This is a genomic window from Shewanella sp. YLB-07, assembly GCF_009377275.1.
On record NZ_VOQB01000010.1, the window covers coordinates 167,588 to 193,104 of the forward strand.

Consider the following 25,517-nt stretch of genomic DNA (forward strand, 5'->3'; position numbering starts at 1 on the left):
TGAACTCATTAGCTTTTCATCCCCTCTTTTCATTGAGGCGAAAACCAGTATAATCACAGGCGTCTCCTTATAGCTCAACAGGATAGAGCAGTCGCCTCCTAAGCGATCGATCGGGGTTCGAGTCCCTGTGGGGAGACCAGTTAGTGATCTAATATCTTGTGATGAGTAATACTTTCAAGGATAGAATCAATGACTGAACTATTTTCGACAAATCTTCAAATTATCCAGCAGCGCTGGCCTGTGCTTGCTTCAGCATTAAAGTTTCAATCTTTTGACGATCTCGATGCCAATCTTGTCACTGGTAGCAATCAAACTATCAGCGTTAATGGCATCCAATTAAGCAGCCGCCACAATCGAATGTCCGAAGCCCAACTCTTTATAAGTCAGCTCCCGTTAGACTGTAAACAAGTTACCGTTTATGGCATAGGAATGGGGGATGTCCCCAGTTTATTGACTGATAGTAAGCTGATAACAAACATTACTGTCTGTCCGCTCAATCTAGGTCTATTTGCTCTGTTACTCTCTTACACAGACCAACGGGAATGGCTAACTGACAGACGCATAACGATTATAGAGATCCCCAATCAACATCAAATAGCCGAATCATTTATTTCAATAACTCCAGATCTTCTTCTTGCTGACAATGAGAATGCGATATTAAGAGATTTATTAGTACTGGAAAATAACCGTGAGTATGCCAACAAACAACATCAGGTTGATGATCCTCAACTGATTGAACGCTTCAATGAAAATATAAAGTATTTAGAACTAGATCCTGATGCATCGACATTAAGACTGACTCATACCCAACATAACACCTTAGTCATTGGAGCAGGACCTACTCTAGAAGATCATTATGACTATTTGAGAGTACAAAGAGCACTCCCTATTGGAAAGCGGCCATTAATGATAGCGGTAGATACTGCATTTAAAGCGCTATCAAGCCAAAGTATTATTCCCGATATATTAGTTAGCATCGACCCTAATATTACTCTGTCCCACCTACCAGAGGAGATACCTGACTCAGTGACACTCGTATACTTCCCAAGAGTACCTTCAAGTGTTATAGAGCATTGGACAGGGCCTAGGTTCAATGCCTACTCTAAAGCGACACTTTATGATGAGTTGGACGCAAAACATCCCAAGTTAAGGCTATTCACTAACGGTAGTGTTATTCACCCGGCTGTTGATCTCGCGGCCTTTCTCAATAGTTGGGAAATTACTCTCTTCGGTTGCGATTTTAGTTATCCAAATAATAAAACTCATGCTTTTTGGGAAGATGGCTTACTTGGACCAAAGGCCTCCGAAGCGAAACACTGGGTGATAAATGGCCATGGTGACAAAGTAGCCACCGATCTCAACTTTAGAGCATACCTTCGAAGTTTAGAGCACTATATTCGCTTAAAACCACAGGTAAAATTCTATCAATCAAGTCTAGACGGAGCTCGTATTAACGGTGCTCAATATAGGGAGTGTAAAGTTTGAGTAACTGTACAGTAAACACACTAATAGAAAAGTTAATTGAAACAGCCCATAGATTTCGCTTAGGGCAGGAAGCTGAAGGCTCCCAGCGATTACGAGAGTGTATCGACCACCTAGAGCCGATGCTTCCTACGCTGCAACAAGCTAATCAAGTAATACAACTAGTGCCTCTTATGTTGGCAGCTCAAGAGCGACATGACTGGCTTGGGCTAGCCGATGACTTAGAGTATGAGTTACCACGTCTACTTGTCAGCTAGCCAGTACCATAGCTTATACAGGGGCGTCAGCATTACCGAGAAATTAAATACGTTTGTTAAGAGTTGCTCTTTACTATTTACCGATTTAGATTAGCCTAGGAAGCTGAAAGCTTTTTATATAGAGATCTTGCTTAGATAAGGACGTTTTTTATACATATGCTTTCAACTGAGATGTTCACCTAATTGCATCATGATTCGCTATTGCGAACTGATAACATCAAATACAAACAATCAATTTGATCATTAATGTGAGTAAGCCACCGAGTGCTATATAGTGAGATAAGGGAATTTAAATTCATGAATATAAGTCTTCAAAACTTTGTATCAACACAATTATCATTTTTTGAGCAGCATAAAAAAGTAGCAGTGTTTGGCGCTGGAAATGGTGGTCAACAAGTTATCGAGTGGTTACATAAATCCAATATTGAAGTTGTACGCATTTATGATAATGATGAAAAGAAACAGGGGAAGCAAGTTCTTGGAATAGAAATCTGCACCCCAACCATGAAAATCATTAACGACCACCCGGTGGTCATTGCCAGCACATGGAATAAAGAGATAGTCAAACAACTAGAACTGCTAGATTGCAAGCATGTGACAGATGCTAGTATAACAGGCTTATCAAACACGCCATTATCGCCAAACTGGCTTGAACAATTAGATTGGCTAACCAACCGCGTTGCAGACGATGCCAGTTTAAATGTGTTACAAAACATAGCTAACTATCTACATCAGCACGGCGGCCACTTCCCGATGTCTGATTACCCACAATATATTCACCCTAAATCGGTATTAAATAAGCAAGGTGTTATCATTGATGGCGGCGCCTTCGATGGCGATTCAACAATAGAGCTAGCTGACAAGCTTACCTCAAGCGCAAAAATTGTTGCATTTGAGCCCGATATAGAAAATCTCAAACACCTTATGAAAAACGTAGCTCTGCGTGAAGACTCCTGCCGTTTTGAGCTCATTGAAAAAGGACTATGGAACGAAGAAACTGTTCTCAGCTTTAATTCTTCAAGCCTAGTACAAGGCGCCGCTTGTGCATTAACTGCAGAAGGTGACATTAAGGTTAAGGTCATTGATATCGATTCCTTTAGCGCCGCCAAAAACTACTCTGTTTCCATGATCAAGATGGATATTGAAGGAGCTGAACATCAAGCTCTACAGGGGGCACAGCACACTATTAAGCAGCATAGACCCGTCTTAGCAATTTGTTTGTACCACTTTTTTGATGACCTATGGCGCTTACCTAGATTCATAGATAGCCTAGATGTTGAATATACATTTTATATCGGCCATCACCTCGATAATTGGTTTGAAACCGTACTTTACGCTATCCCTTTACCAGCTCAATCAGCATAACTAGTCGCTAGAGTTTTCTCAGAATCACCTCTAAAACAGTTAGAGGTAAGCAATAAAGGAATACAATCTTGAAAGTTAGCGTTTTAATTCTGTCATATAACTTTGAACCGTACATAGAAGCATGTTTGCTCAGTGTGCTGACCCAGATCACTGACTTCGATTTTGAAGTACTCTGTATTGATGATGCATCTTCAGACAACAGTGCAAGCGTTATTAAGGCATTAGCTACGCAGCATACAAATCTGCATTTCTTTGAAAATAAAGTAAACCTGGACGGTAAGCTCTCGTTAATTAAAATAATGCAGGCGTCTACTGGTCATTATTTGATATTCATGGATGGTGATGATCTGGCTCTACCTGGAAAGCTCCAAGCCATGGTCAATTATCTTGAGCAACATCCAGAGTGCGCGCTTGTTTACCATGAAGCAGAGAGTTTTGATAGCGCCACCAATCAAACATTGGGTTATTGGAGCCGAGACTTTTATAATTGGCAATACATTCCACAGCAAGCAAATGCTGAGCATTTAGTAAAGTATGGCACTTTTTTAAACACTAGCTCCGTTGGGTTTAGACGGCATGACAAAATGGTAGATGCTATAGATGGATCATACGGTTTAGTCGGCGATTATTCGTGGCATATTCTCAATACTATGTATGCCGGAGGGAGTATCGATTTTATTAACCAAGTTTATGGCCGATACCGTGTGCACAATAACAACTGTACAAGTCGCATAAAAAGTGACCTCAATCGCCGTGAGGCATGTTTGGATTCACAGATATGGGCATGTGACAAAGCTTTAGCACTCGGTATGGATAACGATACAGTAGCAAAGGGTAAAGCACACCACTACTTTGCCACTGCAATGTATTTTTTAAAACTACATGAAGATGCACGATTCACCCGATTTATTACTGAGTCAGCAACATTTAATCAGTTCTTCGATGCACGTCATCACTTGGCCTGGGAGTTGAGAGAAAACCCTAATATGGCAAGAGCCAAGTTATTTATTACTTAGCTGTCACTTGATACCGACTTCTATCAATAAAGTTATCATATAGTGCGATTTTTTGTTGTTCATCTGTAGCTTCAGCGAAAATTATCGCCACTCGCTTTTGCTGCATTATCGCTAACGGCTCACCTAACGAAGAAAGTGGAAAAATGGCTTTGCACGATATTGGATGTGACAGTTCTAGTCCTGTAAAAGGGAGGTTTTTATCTGCACTTACCGTATGCCGAACAATATGATTCGACTCCCTCGGACTACATAAATTATCCATTTTAGTCTCAGTAAAATAAGCAGCATATAACTGGCTATAAGGAATGCCTGTACTGTATTCAATTAATAATGAATACAGATCACCTGGACAGCGACGAGTGATTTCAATTAAATATGCACAATTATCACGAAGTATAAACTGTAAGTGAATCAAGCCATCTTTTAGTTGTAAATGCGCTGATAACTTAGCCATTGCAACGGTTAAATAAGCCTTTACCTCTTCTGGAAAACCTTCATCAATATAGCTGGTATCAACCGCATAGGGGTTTGTAGATGAGCCTTCTTTGACAATAAAGCTTTCCACTACTTTGTGACTTGTCAATAATGCACTAAAACTGTAAAGTTGCCCTTCAATGTAGCTTTCTATTATATAATGCCCGCTTCGACTCACCTGTTCGGCCTGTTCAACAACTGTTGATAAAACCTGTAAGTTATTACCATCAACAATAGAGATCCCTTGACCACTATAGGAGTCGACGGGTTTAACAATAAAACAACCCGCACGAGGAAAATCTGCTAACTTCATTTCAACTGGAGAATATAATCCCATTTGTTGACATAAGTTACGAAATGCTTTTTTATTGCCTAAGTTGGCGTACACCTCCTCGGAATCAAAAAAGTTCCTATAACCCCTAAGTTGCTGACAAACCTCAATAGATAAGTCTGTGCAGCCTGGTACGATATAGTCAAAAGCTTGCTCTTCCACTATGGCCTGTACCTGAGCTACATCACTATAGTCTTGTTTTATCCAGCGCTCTGCAGAGATTAATGCTAAAGCGTCACTCTCTCTATTACCTATAGTCCAAACATCAAAGCCTGATTTACACAGTGCTTGGTAGATTGGTACAGCCGAAAATGCACTATCTACTAATAATACTTTTTTGGGTGTGTGCATAAAGGCTATTCCCTTAGTGAGATGGGTCGTTGCTGAGTGATTGATTGACTAATAGCCTCTATGACGTACATATTCATAAGGCCGTTCTCGGCGCTAACAATAGGTTTAGCATTACGCTTAATAACATCAATAAAGTGATCCAATTGCTTCTCTAGAGGGTCAACAAAATCTATGTGCTTTTCTTGCTTAACAAATCCATTCCACCACGATGCTTTCTCTTTGTCGGCAAAGAAGTTAAATTTCATATTAGGGTAATCTAACGAGCCATTTGTGCCGGAGAAGTGATAACTTGCTTCATTAGGAAAAAAGGGGTAAGCCGGGTTTTCCCCACTTGTCATCTCCCAACTTTTATAGCTGGCAGCACAATCTGATAATAAAAAAGTACCTAAAGCGCCATTCGTAAACCTAAATGAAATCGCCACGGTATCCTCTACTTCATATAGACGCTGACTGTTACTGCCAAAAGCAAATACGGTGGCAATCTCACCACATAAAGAACGTAACATTCCTATATCGTGAATAAGGTTAATCAGTATCGGACCGCCACCGAGCTCAGTACGCCAAGGACCATCTAAAAAGTACTGAGTTGGCTTATAAAATAACGCACTAGCTTGCACACTCACTAAACGACCAAATTGTGGACTAGTAATGATTTTTTTAGCCGCATCAACATAGCTACTGTATGTACGATGATGTCCAACTAATACCGGAACTTGTTCAGTTTGTGATAAATGTACCAGCTCTTCTGCACTTTCAATGGTCGAAGATAAAGGCTTTTCAATCAATAGCGGAATTTGGTTCTTTAACAGCACCTTGGCTTGACTGACATGAAGGTTATTTGGGCTCGCAATAATAGCTCCATCAAACTGATGATGTGATAGAGCCTCATCTAACAGATTATAAATAGGAACGCATAAGTCTTCTGACAAGTCTTTATGTTTGGCTGGGTGTGCCGTCACAATCGCTTCTAACTTACATCGCAGATTATCACAAATCAGCGCTATGTGTTTTTTACCAATTAGGCCAGGGCCTATCACCAATAGTTTTAACATATCAATTATTGCTCGCTCGTCGATATACTCAGCATCGTCATACTTCCTTAAACAATAAGATCACGCACTATACGTGTCGGTTTAAGCCCCAACGTCTGACATCTTTGCATTATAATACTTGTGCTTTGAGAGGCGGAAATAAGTATTGGGTAATCGTTATGAACCAACTCCTCAGGTGATAAGATATCAAATCCCCCAAACTGAGTGCCTATTTTACTTGGCGTATCATCAACAATATAATTCACCCTGTATTGCTCCCTGAAATGTGTATTGTTCAGTAAATATTCCGTTTGTTTACCTGCCCCCCAAATAACTATATTTGTCTGCTTATTAACGGAGGGTGATAACGATGAGTAACCCAATGTACTTAGCTTATCACTGATATACTGGTAGTTTATGTTTGTAGGTTTCAATCTCGCCATAAATAGATCGTCAAGGAAAACGAGTGAAGCCTTGGCTCGGGTTAATAATCCATGCAAAATATACACATAAACTAATGAATCATCATCAATAGTCGATTCATTAAAATCATAACTAATCTGAAAGTTACACTGTTGTAAACCGTATTGTTTTATCTTCTCAACAAAACCAGTGACCTGCTGCAAACTGGTATTCTCAGGCAGAAAAATATATTTAATAGTGATGTTCTTTGGGCGGTGAGTTGCATACTGAGCTAAGTTTGCTAGTACCTTGTCAAATTGTCGGTATTTTCTTACCTGGAAAAAAACGTCAGCATCACCAGCATCAATACTTGTCACTAAAATCGCTTTATCTTGCTCGATACCTAAGGCCAATGCATCGTTTAGTACAGTAGCATTAGAAATAACTCGATGCTTTACGCTAGGGAATGCATCGAATAAGCTATTAATTAATAATGAAAAGTTCTTATCTAGCGTTGGTTCTCCACCGCCCCAAACAATCGACTTACATTGAAAGTCTTCAGGTCTAGCAGTTAATTCACCGATTATGCCTTCAATAGAATAGTTACATTTCTTACCGTCATAATATGTTTCGCTGCAGTAACTACACTTCATATTGCAAACGCTATGATACTCTAGTGAAACATGCTCAATTTTGATATCACTCCATGCTTTAAACTCTAAAAATGGGCACTGATCGCAATCATCTGAAGCCCCTTTATTAATATCAACATACAGCTTACGCTTTTCCTTAAGTACATTATCAATATTGAAGGAATCGTACGAATATTGACTATTATCTAATAGCACCACATCGCCTTTTATTTTGTCTTCAACAAAATAACGTTTACAACATGTTCTTATTTGATTAGGTGCTAAATAAATAGAGTGGTGTAGATCATAGCAACTCCAAGACTTAGGCTTTAAGTCGTCAACCAGTGCTCTTACATTAGTAACTATATTCGCAGTACCTTGTTTAAACAAAGAGATAAAGCCCTGGTATAACTTAATATACTTACTTTCAAACGCAGGCTTTTCCCAGGCCTTTCCGTCCAAATCAGTGTGCTGCATGGTACTGATTACTTGTTCAAAAAGAGTCTGATAAAGCGCTTGATCAGTATTATTTTGCTCTACAGCTAGTAGCACTCGTGTTGCTGTTAAGCCTATCAGCCCCATATTATATTTCTGGGTAAAGTCCGCCGTATTGGCGCTACGCTCAACCATGAAGCGCAACATTTCTCGGTAAGCGTTAAAAAAACCTATTATATGTTCAACCGTTAAGGTATTTACGATTGAACCTAGGCGATCATTTTTCAGATAAATGGTTTCTGGTAGTACAGAGATCCGCTTGGCGTAAAAGTAAGCCTTAAACGTGAAGTCTACATCTTCGTGCAAACCATCTCTAAACCTGATGTTATTAGTCATAATTAACTTGTGACTGAATAACGAATAAATCACCGAACCATCCATCGTAAGAGAAATATAATCATTCAAAAGCGCTTGTTTAGTCTTGGTTAATGATGCTAAATCCCTTCTCCCCGAGACACGGCTATTATTAGTTGAGTTCTCACTGTATTTAAAGTCAAAACCAAGGATATCAACTTGATTTTGTTGTAATAGATCAGCCTCTATTCTAGACAAATGTCGTAATAAGCATTCAATTGCGTTGTCTGACAGTAAATCATCACTATCAACAAACATTATCCATTCACCAGATGCCTGCTCTAAGCCGACATTTCGCGCCGCCCCAGGGCCACCATTAGCCACAGTCTTGAATAACTTTACTCTCGGTGAACACGCTGCCATGGCTGCAACATTAGCAAAAGTATTGTCCGTAGAGCAGTCATCAACAACCAGTATCTCTAGTTTTTCAGAGTGTAACTGCTGCAATAGGTTAGTAAGGCAATGTTGAATACTTTTCTCTTGATTATAAACTGGAATAATAATAGAAATTTTCACAATAATCCCTGTAAAAAAAGACCGTTATTGGCACAAATGAACTAAACTTTTTGCAGCAGTTTACCTAAGATTTCTAACACAATCTTAGGTAAGTCTGCCATTAAGGGGAAACATAAAACTCTTTGACTAATCGCATTAGAGACCGGGCACAAAACCCCTTTGGAATAAACAACATCCAATGATGGATAAAAATATCGCCGAGCAAAAATGCCTTCAACCTCTAAAGCTTCCTTAACTTGCAACAATTCTGCCTCAGTATCAAATAACACTGGCATATATGAAAATAATTTGGAAGAAAAAGCATTAGTTTTTTGAAATGTGAGCTTATCACCAATAACCTCAGTATATTCAGCTACATGGTTAGAGCGATTTTGGCTGATTTTTGCAATATCATCCAGAACACATAAACCCATTGCGGCTTCAAACTCATTCATTTTGGCGTTAATTCCCAAGCCTTCAGTCTTATTGGGGCCTGAAATCCCAAAATTGATCATTAGCCTGACTTTTGCTGCAACCTCATTGGACGAGGTGATAATAGCTCCACCTTCGATTGTGTGAAATATCTTAGTGGAATGAAAGCTTAAGGTACTTATATCACCATGCTGCAGTACACTGCGATCTTTATATGTCACACCAAATGCATGGGCGGCATCATAAATCACCTTCAGCTTATGCTTATCGGCAATCGCTTGGATCTGCTCAACGTCACAGGGATTACCAAATACATGCACAGGCACAATTGCACTGGTTTTATCCGTAATGTGAGACTCAATAAGCTCAGGGGCTAGGTTAAATGTTTGCGGATTTATGTCACAAAATTTGGGAGTAAGCCCTTCCCATAACAAAGTACTCGTCGTTGCTGCGAAGCTAAATGGGCTGGTAATAACCTCGCCTTCTAACCCAAGCGCTTTGTATGCAACTTGTAGAGCCAGCGAGCCACTCGCGACACATATAAGATGCTTAACCCCTAAATGTTCGGCCAGTCGTAGCTCTAGCTCCTGCACCAAGGAGCCAGCATTGGTCAACTGGCCTGATTCGAATATTCGGTCAACATAAGCTTTATACTTATCTTTATTTGGTAAATAAGTTTTAGTTACCTGAATCATTTTTCATTCTCGATTAAACTGAGCATATACTGTCCATAGCTATTTTTATTAAAGGGCTTAGCCAACTGTTTAATATCTGATGCTGTTAGCCAGCCCTGAAGCAAAGCAATTTCCTCTAGGCAGGCTATTTTATAGCCTTGCCTTTTTTCAATTGTTTCAACAAATTGCGCAGCTTCTAATAAACTTTCATGTGTTCCAGTATCTAACCAAGCAAAACCACGGCCAAGTAATTCCACTTTAAGTTTACCTTGTTGCAAATAGACTTGATTAATTGCAGTGATCTCTAGCTCACCACGCGCTGAAGGCGTAATAGTCTTGGCAATATTAACAACCTGATTTTCATAAAAATAAAGACCTGTGACAGCATAGTATGACCTTGGTTTATTAGGCTTTTCTTCTATCGAAATTGCACAATTATTCTCGTCAAATTCGACGATCCCAAAACGCTCAGGATCTTTTACTTGATAACCAAATACTGTAGCACCTTCACAACAGGCTGCCGCTTGCCTTAATTTTGGGCTAAAACCTTGTCCATAAAAAATATTGTCTCCAAGTACTAAGCAGACACTATCACTACCGATAAAATCAGCGCCTATGATAAAGGCTTGTGCCACCCCTTCTGGCTCGGGTTGAACAGCATAGCTCAGATCAATACCAAACCGACTACCATCGCCTAGTAGTCGTTGGAAACTGTCCTTATCCTCTGGCGTGGTAATGATCAATACTTCACGTATTCCCGCTAACATCAAAACCGACAAAGGATAGTAGATCATTGGTTTGTCATACACTGGCAATAACTGCTTAGATACACCCATAGTAATAGGATAAAGACGGGTACCAGAACCGCCCGCAAGAATAATTCCTTTCATCACTTAGCCCCCAGTCGCTTTAGTTGATACGCGCCGGAAAGCACCCTTTGCCACCATCCGCTATTATCCAAATACCATCTCACAGTTTTGCGCATACCGCTGTCAAAACTCTCTTGTGGTATCCAGCCTAGTTCACGCTGAATTTTTGATGCATCGATTGCATAACGCATATCATGACCAGGACGATCTGCAACATAACTAATCAAATCCCGATAATGTTTAATACCTGCCGGTTTATCCGGTGCCATCTCTTCCAGCAGCACACAAAGGGTTTCAACCACCTCGATATTGGTTTTCTCATTATGGCCGCCAATGTTATAGCGTTGGCCAGCCTCACCACGAGTAAGCACTGTGTAAAGAGCCCTTGCATGGTCTTCAACATATAGCCAATCACGGACTTGCAGGCCCCTGCCGTACACTGGCAGCTCTTTACCTTGCAAGGCATTTAATATCATGTGTGGGATTAGTTTTTCTGGAAAATGATACGGCCCATAGTTATTCGAACAACTTGTGATAATCGTTGGCAGGCCATAAGTGCGTCCCCAGGCACTCACCAAATGATCTGAGCCAGCCTTGCTTGCTGAATAGGGGCTACTTGGCTGATATGAGTTCGCTTCAGTAAAAAGAGCAGCCGTATGTCCCAAGTCACCATACACTTCATCAGTAGAAATATGATGAAACCTAAAGCTGGACTGCTGTGCATTCGTTAGACTTTGCCAATAGTGATAAGCGGTATCAACTAGGTTGAAGGTGCCCATCAGGTTTGTTTGAACAAAAACTAAAGGACCGTCAATTGAGCGGTCAACATGAGATTCTGCTGCCAAGTGCATCACAGCATCTGGCTGATGCTCACTAAAAACGCGCTCTAGCTCAGATCTATCACAGATATTGATAGGTTCAAACCAATAACGTGAATGGTTTTCGACACCAGGTATTGATTCGAGGTTACCAGCATAGGTCAGCACATCGACATTAATGACACTGTCTGAAGTGTTATCTAAAATATGTCTAATAACAGCACTACCAATAAAACCTGCACCGCCTGTCACTAATATTTTCACAGTCTTCCCTATTAATTTATCTGCGAACGTAGGGCTCTCGACTGGCGAGATAACATGGCTATCAAATCCATACCATCCCACAGCAGATCAAAAGCCAGAGCCTGCCCAATAGGTACGATTCTGTCAATTCCTATTATCTGCTCTGCTAACCAACTTTGTAGCTTAACGTGATCAACGCCCCAGTAACTCAGCGTCTGATGATAATGTTTTAACATGGGCGTTAACTGACTAAGCTCAGTCAGCGCTATTTCAATAAACAAACCATTACCACAATGCTCTTTAGCTTGTATATCTGTTAAGCGGCTGGCCAGTAGACGGCAACACCAATCATGCTGCCGGTAGCCCTTTATGCAGTCATCAAGTAGAAGTAGTTGTTGGGCATTAGCAAATGCATCATAAAAATGACTTTCTTTAAACCATTTCTTTTTATTTACACTTACGTCCAATTGTAGCCAAAGTCGTTGCTGGGCTCGCTTTATCGAAGCTGTGTTCCCTAACCAAACAAGTGTCTTTGCTGAACTGCAACCCTGTTGTGCAAATGTCAGCTGATCCTTAATAAAATTTTGAGCCAATTCAGCTAAATCTGAATCACTCGCAGCGAGTAGCGCTATAGAATCGAGTACACACAAAGAGAATTTGTGGCCAAAGGCTAACTCGCGAGCATGGGCAGGTATAGGAAGTTTACGCTGCATCTGTATTGCATTATCACTCCCCCATAATACTCTGGCATCGATTCCTGCAATAAGCTTGCTAAGTTCAGTTGCCTCACGGTCACAACGCAGTAGCTGAATTCTGGCATTTTGCAGGGGAAAGTCTTTTGCTAATGTACAGATAACATCAACTAAAATATCTGTACTGCCTCCACTTCGGCTCGACAAGCGGATAATATTAGCATTACCGCACAACAGGCTGATAACGCCTGAATAGGCAAATAGGCTATCGACATTACTTGGAGTTGAATGATATACAGTCCCTAAAGGTCGATGGATAACATCCCCTTGTCTATATGGTGCAAGTAGCCTTGTCAAATTACTGCGCCTGAGCCAATACCCCAGCGCAACCAAGTCAGGAAACGCCCGGCTCTGCTTGTGTGTCAATAAAGCCCGACTAAGAGCCTGGCAATATTTCAGATCCTGCTCAGCAAAAGCGACACTGGCCTGTGGGGGAAATTCACTCTGATTAAGCCACTGCATACTTATACTGTACCTGCTGTTTGATAGGTATCACTGCAACCACGGGCTTCTGACTTTGACAAACGCCCTAACACACTAAAATACTTGCCTTTACGGCCACAAGTGCAGTTATCTTCGCCATGGATGACTCCTCGGTCTTCGGTCAAAATACTATGACCCGGATAGCTATGCGGTAGAATTGATAAGAGTTGTAACACGCCTTCCTGTCCATTTTGTGCTAGCTGCCAACTTCCTGGCGTACGTACCATAACGTCAGCATAACTCGGACAGTGTAAGAAGCCCTGTTCACACTCTACGAAAATAGCGCCCACCTGCTCAACCATACCATAGAAATTGTGTACCCGTTTTACCCCTGTTAGCTCTGTTACCTGCTGCTTAAATACAGTATTACTGACAGAAATCTGTTCTAGTTTTTTCCAGCCACCGCTATGAATTAATATACCTTCAGGAATATTGAGTTGCCTACTTTCCATGCGCAGTTGCTGCAGCCAATGCTGCCAAACCATAAAAGTAAAGCCAAAGATTAATACAGGTCCACCGCCAAAGCGTTCACAAAATTCAGTAATGGCAGGCCAATTGAGGCTCATATCATCATTAAGAGCATAACAATGATGACGGCCCATAAAAGATAAGCCTTGAATGCCCGCCCCGCGAGCACTGAAATTAGCCCTATCTTTTACCACGGAAGAACAATCTATAATGAGCATAGGTAAACGCTTTTTCCCTAACCATTGCTGCATGATTTTAACCAAGATACGCGACTGCACTGCCGCAGTATCTGCATCCAATACAATGCGTGAGGGCGTCCCTGTGGTACCGCTGGAGTAGAGAGTTTTGAATATTTGATTGTCTGGGACTGACTGCAGTGCAAACTGTTTAAATAATCTGACCGATAACCAGGGAATATCTGCTAAAGCGCACTCTTGATCGCCAATATTCAGTTCAGGCCATTGTACAGACACCAACTTGGCATAAGCCGAGCATGCGAGTATATGATGCCTGCATAATGCACTAAGTTCTGCAGCTAACGCTGGTTCTTTTTCCCCTGCCATCAATTCATAGGGTGGCTGTTGCAGCAGCTTCATTGGTATTCCATTAGAGTAGAAAGTGCCTGATAGTCGGGCTTGCCGTTCGACAAACGAGGCAATTCAGCGACATGTTTTAGCTTAAATAAACTAGGATGAAGCCCGAGCTGATCCATCGCAAAATTTGTCAAAACCTGTATATCTTCAGCTTGCTCATAAGCTAATTGCAATTCTTCATCTTTACCCAGTGCCCATACATTGCTGCCAACGCTTGCAGCCAGTAAAGTTTCGATATGGTCCAACGACAATCGCTTGCCTCTAACTTTAATAAAGCGGCGTTTTCGGCCACTAATACGATACAAACCGGACGGAGTCAGCTCAGCAATATCACCTGTCGCCAACTCGTTACAACAATCAATACCATGTAAGTCTTGATAACAAGCGGCATAACCTAACATCACATTGTCCCCCCGATAATACAGCTCTCCGGCCAGCTCTGAGCTGGTAATACGCAACCCCTGCTCATCTTTAAGGAAAAGCTCCCCCCCTGGAATAGCCTTGCCGATGCAATCACCATGAGACTCAAGATGCTCAGGTGGCAAATACGCGATGCGGGCGGTGGCCTCTGTCTGCCCATACATAATATAAAATGACCATCCCTTATCCTTAGCCAGAGCAGTAAAGTGAGTGACTAACGTATGTGGTAACTTGCCACCAGCCTGTGTTAGATAGCGCAAATCAGGTAAATCCATTCCCTCAATTCGCAAATTTTTCAACATCTGATAGCTAAAAGGCACGCCAGATAGAGAATTCACTCTATATTTGATCACATGTTGCCAGAATGTCCGACTCAACATGGCCTCATCCGATAGCAAGACACACGCCCCCAGCCAAAGATGTGAATTCAGTACCGATAAGCCAAAGCTGTAATGCAAAGGTAAACAGGTAATCGCTATATCGTTAGTTCGCATTGGGAGGTATTCAGCTATCGAGCAGGCATTACTGACAATGTTTTTACGGCTTAGCATGACGGCTTTAGGAGCTCCAGTGCTGCCCGACGTGGCGAGCAGCAGGGCAAGATCTTTCCGCACAGGCGCTTCTTTTGGGGCAATTGCCTTATCTTCACCAGCAGTCACATCCAATAGCCAAGCAACCCTATAAAGATCCATAAGGCGATCGTTCACTGAATCTGTTTGTTGTTTATCAAGTAGTAACAACGGAATACCTGCATCCATGCAGGCCAGATAGCTGATAACAGATGTCAGGCTAGGTTGCAGTGCTAGTGCACAAACCTGACCAGACTGAATATTTACCGTTAGCGCCTTCTGTCGGGCTTGTATCGCCAACTTGAGCTGCCGGTAGTTAAGCTCAATATCCCCACACAGTAATGCAGGGCTCCCTCCACGACCGGCAGCTATATGGCTATCAAATTGCGTTTGCCAATACATATTGCGCCCCATACTGGTTAATCCAGATATTTAGCCAAAATAGTTTTTGCCTTTATCACTGAACTCATATCAATAATATCGTCAGTGTCGAGCATAACATCGAACTCAGCTTCCAGTTCAGCCACTAGCATCATATGAGCCGTTGAGTCCCATTGAGGAATACTGTTATACGCCAATTCATCAGTAATTTGCGTAGCATCTACAGACAGCGCGTTAACAAAACATTGGATCAATTTTTCTTGGTTCATATTATTCTCTACTAAATCAACATTCCGCCATCGACACCAATAACCTGGCCCGTGACGTATTGCGCCAAATCTGACGCGAGAAATAAAGCGGTATTAGCAACATCTTGAGGGCTGCCTTTACGCCCCATAGCAATCGATTGCAAGATTTGGTCTTGCTTCTCTACCGACAAAGAATGATTCATCTGGGTATCAATAAACCCAGGAGCAATAGCATTAACCCGTATTTGTGCTGCCGCCAACTCTTTAGCAAGAGATTTAGTGATCCCAATCACGGCCGCTTTACTGCCACTGTAAACACTGTCACCACTGCTGCCAACACAGCCTATGATTGAGGCCATATTGATAATGCTGCCACCACCATTTCTCGTCATTAGTCTGCTGGCATATTGGCTAGTGTAAATGACACTAAAAGTATTAGAAGCAAAGCTTTTCTGTATCTGCTCGTCCGACACCATGCCCACCAGTGCATGTTCTAAAATGCCAGCATTGTTAACTAAAACATCTAAGGTTTTAGTTAATTTAAACAGTGCCTGGAATCCTTGTTTAACCTGAGCTGCATCACTGACATCAAACACCAGTGTATGAATTCTATCACCGTACAGCGCCCTTAACTCGGTTTTAAGGTCACTTAAGCAGGCCTGATCGCGACCATTGAGGTAAACCGTTGCGCCCTGCTCGGCAAAGGTAAGAGCAATAGCTCGACCAATACCACGGCTAGCCCCCGTTACCAGCACACTCTTGCCAGCTAACATTTCATTCATCATTGAATCCTTAATACCGAATAAACCTAGCTAATGGATCGCGAGCAGCTATGTAGGCGTCAGGTTTCAGAGTCATGCCTATTTGCCCCTTGGTTTGCTCACCATTTTGCTGATAGCCACATTTAACGTTAAATCGAAGCGCCGCACTATTCTCGCTAAGTACAATAGCATCTAGCCGCTTAAGTCCTAACTCAAAAAAAGCCATATCATTTAATGCAAAAGCGACACAAAATGGCACAATATTGCTACGATATTGTTCAGGGTAAATATACAAACCCGGCTCTCCAGAATCCCTTGTCTCATCGACCCCTAAAATAGAAGCTACACCAATTGGTGTATTCTTGAATATAATTAACCAATAAAGTCTACTTTTATCCTTGATTAGCCCAGAATACCAAGCCTGCTGTTGCACTTGAGATATCTCTCGCTGATCCAGCATATACTGTTGTATTGAAGGACTATTTCGCCATTGCCTTATCATTTCTAAATGTTCAGGTTCAATAGGCGATAACGTCACACCATAACGTTCAAACTTAGGGGGCCACGTGTCCTTGTTATTGCTCATTTGCGAGCATATCCCAATTTAATGCCGTGCCAGCTTTAACATCGCAGCTCACCACTTTGCCAATAAATGTTGTTAGATGCTTTGGAGGCAAGCCTAAGCCAGGGCGAACCGAGCGGATATTTTCACGGTTAAATGTATCACCTTTACGTAAATCCTGAGCCACGTATAACGACCTACGGAACTTTACCGACTCAATTTCTTGTCCGACAGGCCCATAATTGACTTTGCCTAATGCTAACTGTGCTCGGCGGCTTTCTGACACCAATAACTCAAACTCATTAGGCTCCATGGAGAATTCAGCATCGACGTCACCGAGCGAGCGGTCTAGAACAAAGTGCTTCTCTAGTACGCTTGCACCCAAAGCTACTGCGGCAATCGAAACACCTATGCCTAAGGTGTGATCCGACAGCCCCGCCTGACAAGAAAATTTATTAGCAAGATCTGGGATAGTCTGTAGATTGGCATCCACTGGATCCGCAGGGTAGTGACTAGTGCACTTTAACAAAATAAGTTGCTCACAACCTTCGCGCCGCAGTAACTGTACTGATTCAGTCAACTCTTCTTCGCTTGCCATACCTGTCGACATGATAACGGGCTTACCAGTGCGGGCAACTGCTGTAAGTAATTCATGATCGGTATTCTCAAAGGAGGCAATTTTATAACAAGGCACTTCAAGCGCCTCAAGAAACTCAACCGCAGTGACATCAAATGGCGAACTAAAAGCCACTAAACCAAGGGATTTGGCATATTCAAACAGTGGTTTGTGCCACTCCCATGGCGTCATTGCCTTTTTATAAAGTGAATGTAACGACTCGCCTTTCCACAAATTATCTTCATCATTGATGACAAACTCCCCTTTTTGGACATTGAGTGTCATAGTGTCAGCCGTGTAGGTTTGCAACTTTATGGCATGAACTCCACACGCACTTGCGACCCGAATCATCTCCTTCGCTTTTTCAATAGACTGACTATGATTTCCTGATAACTCGGCAATAACAAAAGGGGCACTGCCTACACCTATGATATGGCTGCCAATTACAATAGCAGGCTGCTTATTCATTACGATCTCCAATATATCCTAGATGGACCACACTTGGCTTAAATCTATTTAACTGCTCAATAACACGCTGAGTGCCAGCTGTAGGAACCTGTTGCCGTGCCACATCACTTAAGTTAATTAATCTTTTTTCATCTTGCCATAGATCAACTAACAGCCTAGATAGCTCTATAACGCTAATATCTTTCGCTTTTCCTAGGTTGATACATGCCCCTAAGCTGGCTAAATATGCAGTGGTAGCCAACTGATTCGCTGCCACTGTCATGACTAAAGCTGGCAAGCTACAAGTGCACCGCTCCCAATGACTACTTCCACCAGCACCGATACTCATGCGTGCTTCACTCATGAGTTTGGCCATATAACTACATTGAATGTGCACAGTCAGCCAATCTGCCTCTTTAAACAATTCAATGATCTCATCGTTCCACGGGTTATGCTCACCGAGTACTAAGTCAACATTCATAGGCTCAGGTATCATAGCTATAGATTGCAGTACCATTAAATTAAAATTAGCGGGATCTGAGCCACCCAAGAAAACTAACAAACGCTGGCTATCTGTCACCATACTCCTTCTTATATTGTAGAATTCAGCGCGTAGTATGGAGTATTTAGGCCCCAATAGAGGTGTGCAATTAAAATTGATGAAAGAGTGATACCGGTTAATTGAATTGGGTAAAAGATTTTGATCTAGCAAAACATCACAATGATGATGCCTATCAGCTAAGTCATCAATTACCATAACATGATGGCATTGTTGTCTCATCAGGACTTCAAACTCGGCTCCTAATCCATAATGGTCAACAATCAACAGGTCATAATTTTGATTTAGTTTGCTTAGGCAAGCCTCGGCATCTTTAAGCTGAGTGTCACATGGTTTTATGGCTATCACAGTAAAGTTTTGCTCACGAATCATCCTCTGCAAGTGACCTGAATGACTGGCGCACACAAATGTAATTTGAGCCTTCTCACCTAAACCCTTCGCCTCGGCTATTATCGCATTAGCCAAAGTAAGGCAACGCATTACATGGCCTGAGCCAATGGAGTCTGAAGCATCCGTACGGATCAAATAATGCAATTACGCTGTCTCATTGTGATGGTTACCTTTACTTTCTTCCACCTTTAACAATTGATATAAAATCTCTGCTCGATACCAATCCTCGATAGTATCAATATCTTGAACTCTATGAGTAGGTAATAAAAGCATTCTTCCGTTAGAACCAAAAACTGACCGAGTTGGATCTAAAAACGCTTCAGCCCTCCCCCAATAAAATTGGCCAGCATCATGATATGTTGGTGTTAAGTCTTGAGAGCGCTGGCCTATACTCTTAGGATCAAAAGGCTCAATTCCTCCGAACTCATTTTCAATCAAGGCTCTTTGGATCGGGAAGCTAAAATGACAAGCGCTAAAAACAAAATCCACTGAGTCATCAGAAGTTAATAACTTTAGCCCCCGCTTGAGAGTCTTACCTTGCAAAAGAGGCGTTGTTGCATATAGGCAGCATACCAACTCAACGTCATAATCTAACAATCTTAACTGCTTAATTGCATGCCTTATAACATCAGTTGTGCCAGTGTGATCGTCAGAGAGAGATGCGGGCCTCATAAAGGGCACTACTGCTCCACACTTCTCAGCTAAAGTGGCTGTTACAGGACAATCTGTAGAGACGACGACCTCATCAAAACATCCACTAATTAGGGCCGTTTCGATTGCATACGAAAGCATTGGCTTACCACAAAAATCTTTAATATTTTTTTGGGGTATGCGCTTACTGCCACCACGGGCAGGGATAATTGCAACATTCATTAAACAAGCCCTTTTAAGCTGGTAACAATCTCATCTTGCTGCTCAAAAGTAAGATCCGGGAATAGGGGAAGAGTTAAACAGTGCTGATAATAATGTTCAGCATTAGGGAAGTCGCCCGCTTTAAATCCAAGATCCATAAAGTAGGGTTGAAGATGCACAGGAAAATAGTGAACATGAACACAGACCCCCATCTCACGCATGCGATTAAAAACAAATTTTCGGTCTACACAGTCAGGTAATTGAATGATTAATAGATGGTAAGCACTGACACTGTCAGACAGTGGCGTCACAACCTTTAGGTTCATCGCTACAAATAGTTGCTGATAACGCGCAACCAGCTGATGTCTTCGTTCAATAAAGTCACCAATACGATGCACCTGGCTATTACCTAAGGCTGCATGCAGATCAGTCATACGGTAATTTAAACCTAGATGTTGCTGCTCATAATACCAATCGCCCTCATCAGGCCTCACAAGCTGTTCAATCTCTTTAGTGATGCCGTGACTGCTAAATAACCTCATGCGTTTAGCAAGCTCGGCATCATTAGTGGTCGCCACGCCGCCCTCTGCAGTCGTGATTATCTTTACAGGGTGAAAGCTAAATACTGTAATATCACTATACTGGCAGCAACCTATTGCTCTGCCTTGATAATAGCCTCCGATACCATGAGCTGCATCCTCTATCACCTTGATATTATATTGTCTAGCTAAGCGACCAATCGCCTCCATATTGCAACTGTGCCCAGCCATATGAACAGGAATAATGACCTTAGGCAAAGTACCGCCTTGCTCGGCGAGCTGTAATTTTAGTTCAAGTGCCTTTGGGCACATATTGGCTGTACTGATATCGACATCAACGAAATCAATTTCGGCACCGCAATGTAGCGCACAATTTGCAGAAGAAACAAAAGTAATAGAACTGGTCCATACCCTATCTCCCTTGCTCACGCCTAGCGCAAGACACGCTACATGCAACATAGCGCTAGCACTGCTAGACGCCACAGCGAAACGCGCCTGAGTTAAAGTGGCAATACTAGATTCAAACAGAGGAACTTGAGGCCCTTGAGTTAAATAGTCCGACTTTAAAACATTGACGACTGAATCAATGTCATCTTGATTAATGTTTTGATGGCCGTATGGAATCATTAACACTCACCCTCTTCGAGTTTTTTTATTTGCTCAATTGAAAGAAAATTTGGGTTATTACCGGAATGGTACTCAAACCCTTCTTCAACAAGGCTGCCTTGCTCATTTAAAAGGTTATTTTGATAGTCATGCTCTTTGCCAAAAAAAGATATACTGGGAGTGATAACAAAGTGGTCGTCAAATTCAATGGTATGATGTGAGTCATCAGCAGGGCACATAATCTCATGCATTTTTTCACCAGGGCGAATCCCAACGATGTCATGCTTAAGGCCAGGTCCATAGGCTTGTGCTAAATCAGTAATACGCACAGATGGGATCTTAGGCACAAAAATTTCTCCACCTTGCATTCGCGAGAAATTCTTTAATACGAAATCAACACCATCTTGCAGCGTTATCCAGAATCTAGTCATATCAGGATGAGTGATTGGAAGTGAAGTTGCGCCATTAGCGATAAGAGACTTAAAAAAAGGTACTACAGAACCGCGCGATCCCACCACATTACCATACCTAACAGCGGAGAATCGCGTCTCTTCCTCACCGACAATATTATTGCCTGCTACAAATAGCTTATCGGAAACAAGTTTGGTCGCCCCATACAAATTAATTGGGTTTGCAGCCTTATCTGTTGAGAGTGCAATGACTCGTTTCACCTTATTCGCTATAGCGGCTTTAATCACATTTTCAGCACCATGAATGTTAGTCTTAATACATTCCATGGGATTATATTCTGCGGCTGGAACCTGTTTAATAGCAGCAGCATGGATCACATAATCTACATCATTAAAAGCCTGCATCAAACGATCGCCATCACGCACATCGCCAAGAAAATATCGCATACAAGGCGCATTATAAATCTGCTGCATCTCATATTGTTTCAATTCATCACGGGAAAGGATAATCAACCTCTTGGGCTTATATCTCTCTAAAATCGTCTTAGTATATTTCTGACCAAACGAGCCAGTGCCGCCAGTTATCAGGATCGATTTATTGTCAAACATGTACTCTCCAAATTGTTGCTTAAGCAGTCCGGCTCGATTATTCAATCGTTTATGCCAGCTGGCCAAAGCCAATTTTTAATGTTAGCCCTACGAGTGTCTTTGCAAGTCTTACACCACAATTGATGACTTTCGACTGCAAGCATTAATGAAGCAAATTATTAAAGGTAAAATACTGGCATTTTTAATATTATAAACATCTGTAATTTTAGTAACTTAATTTTAATTGTCTAACCTTATTTTGCTTCTCGGGAAGGAAAATCAACTATTTGTACAAATTTGTATAAAACTGCGATAGATTAATGTTTCATTCCGCGATTGGCACAATTATCGCTTTTGAAATGAAATATGAGGTAAACAGCTTAAGATTGTTTAATTAATCGCCAAGAAATGACAATTAATTGACAAGGTCTGTGCCCATGGAACTAACGAGGCGATAATGCTTGATACCCAATCTGAAATATCCAAAACGTTTGCAATTAGTCAGTTTAACGAGTGCTACCTTCCCAGTGTGAATCGTCATACATTTGAAAAAATAGACTCGATTTCTCTCTATGATGAAAAGTTTAAAAATGCCTTATCTACTCCAGATACGCTGCACATCATCATAGGATCAGACTCAGGACTATTGGCTAACTACGTAATGGAGCGCCCTCTAACTGCTGGCTGTAAGTATATTTTCATTGAATTATCAGAAGTGTTAACTCTGCTTAATATCGATATTCCAAAGGAACTTGAAAACGACTTTAACATTACATCACTCAAGCAGTTTACAACTCTTATTGCAGAACATAAAAATAATATCTATATCGTTAAACAAAAATTCAAAATACACAGGGCGATCTCTGTCGAGGGCAACTACCTCGAATCCTATTGCACGCTTAATGCTCAGGTAGTAAAAGCGATTGAAAGTGAATACTTTCAACATTCTATTGGCTTTACACAGAAAATTTTTGTAAAAGCACAGCTGCACAACCTTGCTGAAAACTTACTGCCAGCAAGGGTCTTAAAACAGAAGTTTATCGGCAAAACCTGCATCGTATTAGGCGGCGGCCCATCACTCGATAATAGTATTGAATGGATAAAGACGAACGCAAACAAATTAGTGATCATTGCTGCATCTCGGGTCGTAGGTAAGCTCGCTAAACTGAATATAAAAACCGATATCGTCGTGTCTGTCGATCCTCAATCCCTTAGCTTCGATGTTAACAAAGAGCTGATGCAAATAGAACATGATGCATTACTGATCAATTCCTATCATGTGGCGCCACAGATTTTGGGCCAATGGAGAGGGGGCTCGCTGTACACGGGGACACGTTTCCCTTGGAATAGCTCCTGCGATCACGATAATATAAAATCTGTTGGTCCAACCGTAACTAATAGTGCGATTGAAATCGCTGTCGAGATGGGATTTAAACAGGTGCTCCTTTGTGGCGTCGACTTTTGCCACTCTCAAACAGGTATAACTCACACACAAGGCACCTACGGTGCAAGCCTAGCCCCTGATATTGGCGAGATGTTTGAATGGGTTGAAACCTATTCAGAAGAAATGGCTGAGACCCCTAAACAACTCTTATATGCCATAGAATCTTTGCAAGCGTCCGTTGCTGATGCTCCTAACACTACTTACATAAATCTATCGAAAGATGCAGCTAAAGTCGATGGCATAGATTACATCGCACCACAACATGTCTCTCTTGAGCCTATAACAGATTGTCAGCGTCAAATGTTGAAACCTGAGACCTATCAAGTTCCCCTATCGCAAAAGTTAGACCTTCTACATAACACTCTGGGTGAACTAACAAAAACTCAGGAAAACCTCGGACGACTCAACACTCTAGTAACAAGCGCACTCAGCCTTGTTGATAAACTTGAATTAGCCGATGGCAACCCAAAACGCATCGCTATTTTGGCGGAGAAAATCGACAAAGTAGAACAAAAAATCAATACAAAATTTGAAAACTTAGCTAATTTAATAAAATTCTACGGTTACTATGAATTCTCTTCATTTTTCTCAACCAAGAAAAACGAAGAGTGGTCACAACAAGATGTCAACGAGAAGACTCGTATCTATTACAAGGCATTTGAAACTATCGCCAACGAGTTGTCAGGGCTAATCACCTCTGCAATTACCCGCCTAAACTCTAGAATGAATGAGTGCCAACCCTCGAGCGACATTAACACATTATTCCAACAGTGGAATGACGACCAACAATGGGGAAGAGCCTTGTTGTGGCAAGAGAAACAACCACAGCAATATGCGAACTTAGCATCAAATAACCTTGCCCAACTTCAGGCTGCTAAAGAAAAGTATAATGAACAATTTATTGTCAAAGAGTTCATTGATAAGAGCGATGACTCCGCTGTTCCATTTATAGACAATGCTTTTAATAAATTACAAATTTTATTACACAACAAACACCTATTGGGCATCTCCAAAATAGTGCAATATACCTACCCTTTTATTGATACTGACCATGAAATAAAAAGGCTTTATCATCTCACGCTGAGTTACCAGCAGATGTTAGAAAACAAACCTGAATCGGCACTTGAAACAGTATTAATGACCCCAGAAGAGCTTCGTCATGAGGCTGAATTTAAACAGATAATCCATCTTGCTCTTAAACTCTGCAAGCTCGAGTTAGCAACAGAAAATCTCACTAAAATTATTCAATACAGCGATGAATACCTCCCTCACTATGCTCAAGTATTAAAGCTCAGTGGTAAACCACAAGAAGCCTTAGATGTGTACCTTGATTATTTAGAGAAATATCCTGAAGATATTCCAGTGCTGCTTAAGCTTGGTATTTTCTTGGCTGAAGTTGGCCAAATCAACGGAGCAAAATCATGCTTTCAAAATATATTGGATTTAGACTCAGATAACCAAGCGGCGCTGAGTTACATGCAGCAGATTAACAGATAAATTAACCAATAAGCGCCAGCAGGATAGACTATCGGCTGGCGCCGTTTCCCTTGTTGCCTACCAAACCGTATAATAGCCGCTGAATATCTCTTCCCCCCGACAGCGAGGCCTTGTGGCACATACCTACATCCCCCTAGAGCAATACCAACGTAAATGGATTTTTAACCATAAAGATCTACCTGTGACCGATGAAGATAAGGCGTTTATCAAACCGCTGGATCAGAAAGGGGCGATGGAAGTTTGGAACAAATGGATCAGTAATCGTAGCAGTAGTGCAGAGCAGTTCTCTAAAGGCGACTGGGCCGCGAAAGACAAAGCCTGGGTTGAAGCCGATGACTGGCAGAGTGCCTGGGACAGTGAAGAAGTGGCACTTCCTGAGATATTTGCCGCTCATTTCGATTGGGCCGATAATACTCCCGTCTATTTCTGTTATGAGAAGTATCAGGTTATCGAGACTCGTTGGGATGTGTTTGTTCGCAATTGGAAATGTTTTCTTTTCTTCGATGATGGACCCCTGCTAATATCCCCTAAACACAAACAAGCGGCACTGATCCATCAAGATGGTCAATATCAGATTGGTCATAGAGGTTAATGCTATTGTTTTAACTTGG

Annotated in this window: 23 protein-coding genes and 1 tRNA gene; 7 read left to right on the forward strand and 17 right to left on the reverse strand. The window is 41.6% G+C overall.

Annotation, left to right across the window (positions count from 1 at the left end; translation table 11 throughout):
* Positions 1–63 precede the first annotated feature (63 nt).
* The 5 genes from FS373_RS20800 (at position 64) to FS373_RS20820 (ending at position 4,120) form a co-directional block, all read left to right on the forward strand.
* Positions 64–139: transfer RNA gene (locus tag FS373_RS20800), tRNA-Arg, on the forward strand.
* 50 nt (positions 140–189) lie between these two features.
* Positions 190–1,485 carry a motility associated factor glycosyltransferase family protein gene (locus FS373_RS20805; protein ID WP_152830503.1) on the forward strand — a complete coding sequence of 432 codons (1,296 nt, stop codon included), beginning with the start codon at positions 190–192 and terminating at the stop codon, positions 1,483–1,485.
* The gene (locus FS373_RS20810; protein WP_144045810.1) at positions 1,482–1,739 is read left to right on the forward strand and encodes a hypothetical protein; all 258 of its coding nucleotides are present in this window, start codon (positions 1,482–1,484) and stop codon (positions 1,737–1,739) included. Before FS373_RS20805 ends, FS373_RS20810 begins: the two co-directional genes overlap by 4 nt.
* Before the next feature lie 297 nt (positions 1,740–2,036).
* Positions 2,037–3,104: an FkbM family methyltransferase gene (locus tag FS373_RS20815; RefSeq protein WP_152830504.1), complete on the forward strand. Its 1,068-nt coding sequence runs from the start codon at positions 2,037–2,039 to the stop codon at positions 3,102–3,104.
* A gap of 68 nt (positions 3,105–3,172) precedes the next feature.
* Positions 3,173–4,120, forward strand: coding sequence for a glycosyltransferase family 2 protein (locus FS373_RS20820; protein WP_144045808.1), 948 nt, complete (start codon positions 3,173–3,175; stop codon positions 4,118–4,120).
* On the opposite strand, the gene FS373_RS20825 is transcribed toward FS373_RS20820, so the two are convergent.
* From FS373_RS20825 to pseB, 17 genes are read right to left on the reverse strand one after another with little or no spacing between them, the layout of a single operon-like run.
* Positions 4,113–5,276, reverse strand: coding sequence for an ATP-grasp domain-containing protein (locus FS373_RS20825; protein ID WP_152830505.1), 1,164 nt, complete (start codon positions 5,274–5,276; stop codon positions 4,113–4,115). The genes FS373_RS20820 and FS373_RS20825 overlap by 8 nt on opposite strands.
* A 5-nt stretch (positions 5,277–5,281) precedes the next feature.
* The gene (locus FS373_RS20830; RefSeq protein ID WP_152830506.1) at positions 5,282–6,328 is read right to left on the reverse strand and encodes a Gfo/Idh/MocA family protein; all 1,047 of its coding nucleotides are present in this window, start codon (positions 6,326–6,328) and stop codon (positions 5,282–5,284) included.
* Between the two features lie 47 nt (positions 6,329–6,375).
* Positions 6,376–8,706 (reverse strand): glycosyltransferase, encoded by a 2,331-nt coding sequence (locus FS373_RS32610; protein ID WP_152830507.1) that lies wholly within the window; start codon positions 8,704–8,706, stop codon positions 6,376–6,378.
* Between the two features lie 41 nt (positions 8,707–8,747).
* Positions 8,748–9,812, reverse strand: coding sequence for a DegT/DnrJ/EryC1/StrS family aminotransferase (locus FS373_RS20840; protein ID WP_152830508.1), 1,065 nt, complete (start codon positions 9,810–9,812; stop codon positions 8,748–8,750).
* Entirely contained in the window at positions 9,809–10,681 is an 873-nt protein-coding gene (rfbA, locus tag FS373_RS20845; protein ID WP_144045803.1) for a glucose-1-phosphate thymidylyltransferase RfbA, read from the reverse strand. The genes FS373_RS20840 and rfbA overlap by 4 nt, the downstream gene beginning before the upstream one ends.
* Positions 10,681–11,742 (reverse strand): dTDP-glucose 4,6-dehydratase, encoded by a 1,062-nt coding sequence (gene rfbB, locus FS373_RS20850; protein WP_144045802.1) that lies wholly within the window; start codon positions 11,740–11,742, stop codon positions 10,681–10,683. The genes rfbA and rfbB overlap by 1 nt, the downstream gene beginning before the upstream one ends.
* An 11-nt stretch (positions 11,743–11,753) precedes the next feature.
* Positions 11,754–12,935, reverse strand: a complete 1,182-nt coding sequence (locus FS373_RS20855) for an acyl-CoA reductase (protein ID WP_144045801.1) — start codon at positions 12,933–12,935, stop codon at positions 11,754–11,756.
* 2 nt (positions 12,936–12,937) lie between these two features.
* Positions 12,938–14,020, reverse strand: coding sequence for an acyl-protein synthetase (locus tag FS373_RS20860; RefSeq protein WP_144045800.1), 1,083 nt, complete (start codon positions 14,018–14,020; stop codon positions 12,938–12,940).
* On the reverse strand, positions 14,017–15,408 hold the full coding sequence (locus FS373_RS20865) for an AMP-binding protein (protein WP_194165912.1): 1,392 nt from the start codon (positions 15,406–15,408) through the stop codon (positions 14,017–14,019). The genes FS373_RS20860 and FS373_RS20865 overlap by 4 nt, the downstream gene beginning before the upstream one ends.
* A gap of 17 nt (positions 15,409–15,425) precedes the next feature.
* On the reverse strand, positions 15,426–15,656 hold the full coding sequence (locus FS373_RS20870; RefSeq protein WP_144045797.1) for an acyl carrier protein: 231 nt from the start codon (positions 15,654–15,656) through the stop codon (positions 15,426–15,428).
* Positions 15,657–15,667: 11 nt separating this feature from the next.
* Positions 15,668–16,417, reverse strand: a complete 750-nt coding sequence (locus FS373_RS20875) for an SDR family NAD(P)-dependent oxidoreductase (protein WP_144048910.1) — start codon at positions 16,415–16,417, stop codon at positions 15,668–15,670.
* A gap of 10 nt (positions 16,418–16,427) precedes the next feature.
* A complete protein-coding gene (locus FS373_RS20880; protein WP_144045796.1) occupies positions 16,428–16,982 on the reverse strand; it encodes a GNAT family N-acetyltransferase in 555 nt (184 codons plus the stop codon).
* Entirely contained in the window at positions 16,972–18,042 is a 1,071-nt protein-coding gene (gene pseI, locus FS373_RS20885; protein ID WP_144045795.1) for a pseudaminic acid synthase, read from the reverse strand. Before pseI ends, FS373_RS20880 begins: the two co-directional genes overlap by 11 nt.
* Positions 18,035–19,114 (reverse strand): UDP-2,4-diacetamido-2,4,6-trideoxy-beta-L-altropyranose hydrolase, encoded by a 1,080-nt coding sequence (gene pseG, locus FS373_RS20890; RefSeq protein ID WP_144045794.1) that lies wholly within the window; start codon positions 19,112–19,114, stop codon positions 18,035–18,037. Before pseG ends, pseI begins: the two co-directional genes overlap by 8 nt.
* Complete coding sequence (gene pseF / locus FS373_RS20895; RefSeq protein WP_144045793.1) at positions 19,115–19,843, reverse strand: pseudaminic acid cytidylyltransferase; 729 nt, start codon at positions 19,841–19,843, stop codon at positions 19,115–19,117. It lies immediately after the preceding gene.
* On the reverse strand, positions 19,843–20,988 hold the full coding sequence (gene pseC, locus FS373_RS20900) for a UDP-4-amino-4,6-dideoxy-N-acetyl-beta-L-altrosamine transaminase (protein WP_144048909.1): 1,146 nt from the start codon (positions 20,986–20,988) through the stop codon (positions 19,843–19,845). The genes pseF and pseC overlap by 1 nt, the downstream gene beginning before the upstream one ends.
* Positions 20,988–21,986, reverse strand: a complete 999-nt coding sequence (gene pseB, locus FS373_RS20905) for a UDP-N-acetylglucosamine 4,6-dehydratase (inverting) (RefSeq protein ID WP_144045792.1) — start codon at positions 21,984–21,986, stop codon at positions 20,988–20,990. The genes pseC and pseB overlap by 1 nt, the downstream gene beginning before the upstream one ends.
* A 436-nt stretch (positions 21,987–22,422) precedes the next feature.
* Between pseB and FS373_RS20910 the strand changes: the two genes are divergently transcribed.
* Positions 22,423–24,906, forward strand: a complete 2,484-nt coding sequence (locus tag FS373_RS20910) for a motility associated factor glycosyltransferase family protein (protein ID WP_152830510.1) — start codon at positions 22,423–22,425, stop codon at positions 24,904–24,906.
* Between the two features lie 112 nt (positions 24,907–25,018).
* On the forward strand, positions 25,019–25,498 hold the full coding sequence (locus FS373_RS20915; protein ID WP_322619544.1) for a DUF2947 domain-containing protein: 480 nt from the start codon (positions 25,019–25,021) through the stop codon (positions 25,496–25,498).
* Positions 25,499–25,517 lie beyond the last annotated feature (19 nt).

Coding starts and splice junctions, on each gene's coding strand:
- FS373_RS20875 (WP_144048910.1), bottom strand. CDS start 16,417: ATGAATGAAATGTTAGCTGGCAAGAGTGTGCTGGTAACGGGGGCTAGC.
- FS373_RS20865 (WP_194165912.1), bottom strand. CDS start 15,408: ATGTATTGGCAAACGCAATTTGATAGCCATATAGCTGCCGGTCGTGGA.
- FS373_RS20880 (WP_144045796.1), bottom strand. CDS start 16,982: ATGAGCAATAACAAGGACACGTGGCCCCCTAAGTTTGAACGTTATGGT.
- FS373_RS20855 (WP_144045801.1), bottom strand. CDS start 12,935: ATGCAGTGGCTTAATCAGAGTGAATTTCCCCCACAGGCCAGTGTCGCT.
- FS373_RS20840 (WP_152830508.1), bottom strand. CDS start 9,812: ATGATTCAGGTAACTAAAACTTATTTACCAAATAAAGATAAGTATAAA.
- FS373_RS20860 (WP_144045800.1), bottom strand. CDS start 14,020: ATGAAGCTGCTGCAACAGCCACCCTATGAATTGATGGCAGGGGAAAAA.
- pseB (WP_144045792.1), bottom strand. CDS start 21,986: ATGTTTGACAATAAATCGATCCTGATAACTGGCGGCACTGGCTCGTTT.
- FS373_RS20910 (WP_152830510.1), top strand. CDS start 22,423: ATGCTTGATACCCAATCTGAAATATCCAAAACGTTTGCAATTAGTCAG.
- rfbA (WP_144045803.1), bottom strand. CDS start 10,681: ATGAAAGGAATTATTCTTGCGGGCGGTTCTGGTACCCGTCTTTATCCT.
- pseI (WP_144045795.1), bottom strand. CDS start 18,042: ATGAATAAGCAGCCTGCTATTGTAATTGGCAGCCATATCATAGGTGTA.
- FS373_RS20825 (WP_152830505.1), bottom strand. CDS start 5,276: ATGCACACACCCAAAAAAGTATTATTAGTAGATAGTGCATTTTCGGCT.
- FS373_RS20870 (WP_144045797.1), bottom strand. CDS start 15,656: ATGAACCAAGAAAAATTGATCCAATGTTTTGTTAACGCGCTGTCTGTA.
- FS373_RS20830 (WP_152830506.1), bottom strand. CDS start 6,328: ATGTTAAAACTATTGGTGATAGGCCCTGGCCTAATTGGTAAAAAACAC.
- pseC (WP_144048909.1), bottom strand. CDS start 20,988: ATGATTCCATACGGCCATCAAAACATTAATCAAGATGACATTGATTCA.
- FS373_RS20805 (WP_152830503.1), top strand. CDS start 190: ATGACTGAACTATTTTCGACAAATCTTCAAATTATCCAGCAGCGCTGG.
- FS373_RS20815 (WP_152830504.1), top strand. CDS start 2,037: ATGAATATAAGTCTTCAAAACTTTGTATCAACACAATTATCATTTTTT.
- pseF (WP_144045793.1), bottom strand. CDS start 19,843: ATGAATGTTGCAATTATCCCTGCCCGTGGTGGCAGTAAGCGCATACCC.